This window comes from Halorubrum sp. SD626R (genome assembly GCF_001261915.1).
In the GTDB taxonomy this organism is placed as follows: domain Archaea; phylum Halobacteriota; class Halobacteria; order Halobacteriales; family Haloferacaceae; genus Halorubrum.
This window is the reverse complement of the sequence record NZ_CVRT01000125.1, coordinates 1-2639: the sequence shown is the minus strand read 5'-3', so window position 1 is coordinate 2639 and position 2639 is coordinate 1. Positions and strand designations below refer to the sequence as shown.

The window sequence follows — 2639 nt, the reverse complement described above, 5'->3', positions numbered from 1 at the left end:
GCGTCGAGCGCCCAGAACGTCTTCACGATGCGCAGCGTGTTCTGGGTGACCGGCTCGGAGAAGTCGCCGCCGGGCGGCGACACCGCGCCGATCGCCGAGACGGACCCCTCGGTCCCGTTGACGTTCTCGAAGTAGCCGGCGCGCTCGTAGAACTGCGCCAGGCGCGCGGCGAGGTACGCGGGGTACCCCTCCTCGCCGGGCATCTCCTCCAGCCGCGAGGAGATCTCGCGCATCGCCTCCGCCCACCGCGACGTGGAGTCGGCCATCAGCGCCACGTCGTACCCCATGTCGCGGTAGTACTCGGCGATCGTGATTCCCGTGTAGATACAGGACTCACGCGCCGCGACGGGCATGTTCGAGGTGTTCGCGATGAGCGAGGTGCGGGCCATCAGCGGGTTGCCGTTGGCCGGGTCCTCCAGCTCGGGGAAGTCCTCGATGACCTCGGTCATCTCGTTGCCGCGCTCGCCGCAGCCGACGTAGACGATGATGTCCGCGTCGGCGTACTTCGCGAGCTGGTGCTGGGTGACCGTCTTCCCGGAGCCGAACGGCCCGGGAATCGCGGCCGTTCCTCCCTTCGCGATGGGGAACAGGCCGTCGAGGATGCGCTGGCCGGACACCAGCGGCGTCCGGGGCGTCTTCTTGTTCTCGGAGGGGCGCGCCTCGCGGACGGGCCACTCCTGGTGCATCGAGACGTCCGTCCCGTTGGCGAGCTCGGCCACCGTCTCGGTGACGTCGAACGAGCCCGCCTCGACAGCGGTGACCTCTGTGGTCTCGCCCTCTTCGAGGGCGTCCGGCGGCACCATCACCTTGTGGTCGATGGTGACCGTCTCCTCGACGACGCCGACCACGTCGCCGCGGCCGACCTCGTCGCCGACCTCGACGGTCGGCTCGAACTCCCACTCCTCTTCGAGGTCGATGCCGGGCGCGTCGACCCCGCGGTCGAGGTACGGACTGCCCATCTTGCCCTCCAGCACGTCCAGGGGACGCTGGACGCCGTCGTAGATGGCGTCCAGCATGCCCGGACCAAGGTCGACCGACAGCGGCTCGCCCGTGTTCTCGACGGGCTCGCCGGGGGCGACCCCGGAGGTCTCCTCGTACACCTGAATGGTCGTGATGTCGCCTTCGATCTCGATCACTTCCCCCATGAGGCCTTCGTCGCCGACGTAGACGACGTCGTTCATGCGGGCGTCGAGGTCGCGGGCGCTCACGACCGGACCGCTCACGCTCTGGATAACACCGTCTTCGCTCGGGGTGGTCTCCGTGGATTCTGCTTTGCTCATGTTAGTCGTCCTCCTCCATCAGGTCGATCCCGATGGCTCGTTTGATCTGGTCGCGCAGCCCGCCGCTGCCGGCGCCGTCGCCGCCGAGCGTGACGAGCACGGGCTCGATGCTCCCCTCCACCGCCTCGCGGGTCCCCCGCGAGAGATGGTCGAGGTCGTCGTCGTGCATCACGATGATGCCGGTGTCCTCGTCGTCGAGAGTGCGTTCGACGGCGTCGTCGAGCCGCTCGTCCTTCTCGTCGTCCGGGACGTTCTCGAACTTCCGCACGCCGGCGAGCCGGAACCCGGTGGTGAACTCGGGGCTGCCGACGACGGCGATCTCCTGGCTCATGTTATCACCAGCTCCGATTCGATCTCGTCGGGCGACAGGCCGGCCTCCTTCCCGCGGGCGATCGCCCGGATGTTCTCGACCTCGCGCTCCTTCGCGAGGATGTACGAGATGACCGGGGTGATCGACACCGGATGGATCGTCCCGAGCCGGTCGCCGTACGCCAGCAGCGCTCGGTCGGTCGCGTGCTCGAACGCGATGAGGCTATCCGCCTCTTCGAGTTCACGCAGCGCCGGGCCGAGCTCGTCGGCGTACTGGCTGTCCGCGATGTACTCCACGAGCTCGTCGAGGTTCCGCGCGAGCCGCGCGAGCGACCCGCGGGTGAACAGCTCGCCGCCCTCGATGAAGTACGCCGCGGGGTCGATGTCCGCGCCCGACCGGGCGAGCCGGAGGGCGTTCGCCGCGTTCCGGAAGTCGACCTCCGCCTTGAGGAAGGCCTCGTACTGCCGGGTCGGCTCGTCGCTGCCGAGCCCGGAGAGGAGCCGCTCGTAGAACGCGCGGTCGACGGCGTTCTCCAGCGGCACCAGCACGCCCGTCTCCTCGTACTCGGCGTACGCCTCGCGGAGCGGCGGCCCGTAGATCGTGTCCTCCAGGACCTCGACGACGGCGTCGATCGAGTCCGCCTCCAGCAGGCGGCGGATCAGCCGGTCGTCGAACTCGCCGGCGCGGATGAGGTCGACCTCGACGGCCGACTGGTCCGCGTCGGTGTAGACGCCGCGGATGACCGTCTTCACGTTCCACGCGTCGAACTTGCGGAGGTACCGGGCGATGAGGTCGTACAGCGACCCCTCGCTCCACTCCAAGATTCCCTCGAACTGCTGTGCGAGGTTCCGGTTCAGCGCGTACTCGATGAGGTCCACGCCGCCGTGGCGGCTCCCGAGGGCGTTGATCTCCCGGCCGTAGCTCGACTCCTCCATGAACCGGGCGATCTCCGCCGGGGTCATGCGGGTCAGCTTGCGGTACTCCTCGTCGCCGTAGAGGCTGCCGCGGCGGGCACGAACCCGCGCGACGACGTACTCTGGGTTCGAGCT

General features: G+C 68.8%; 3 protein-coding genes. All 3 read right to left on the bottom strand.

The window, feature by feature from the left end; translation table 11 throughout:
• The coding region (locus SD626R_RS12855; RefSeq protein WP_092566744.1) for a V-type ATP synthase subunit A at nt 1-1280 on the bottom strand (1280 nt) is incomplete at its 3' end.
• A gap of 1 nt (nt 1281) precedes the next feature.
• On the bottom strand, nt 1282-1611 hold the full coding sequence (locus SD626R_RS12850; RefSeq protein WP_092566743.1) for a V-type ATP synthase subunit F: 330 nt from the start codon (nt 1609-1611) through the stop codon (nt 1282-1284).
• A partial coding sequence (locus tag SD626R_RS12845) for a V-type ATP synthase subunit C (RefSeq protein ID WP_092566742.1) occupies nt 1608-2639 on the bottom strand: 1032 nt, incomplete at its 5' end. The genes SD626R_RS12845 and SD626R_RS12850, both read right to left, overlap by 4 nt.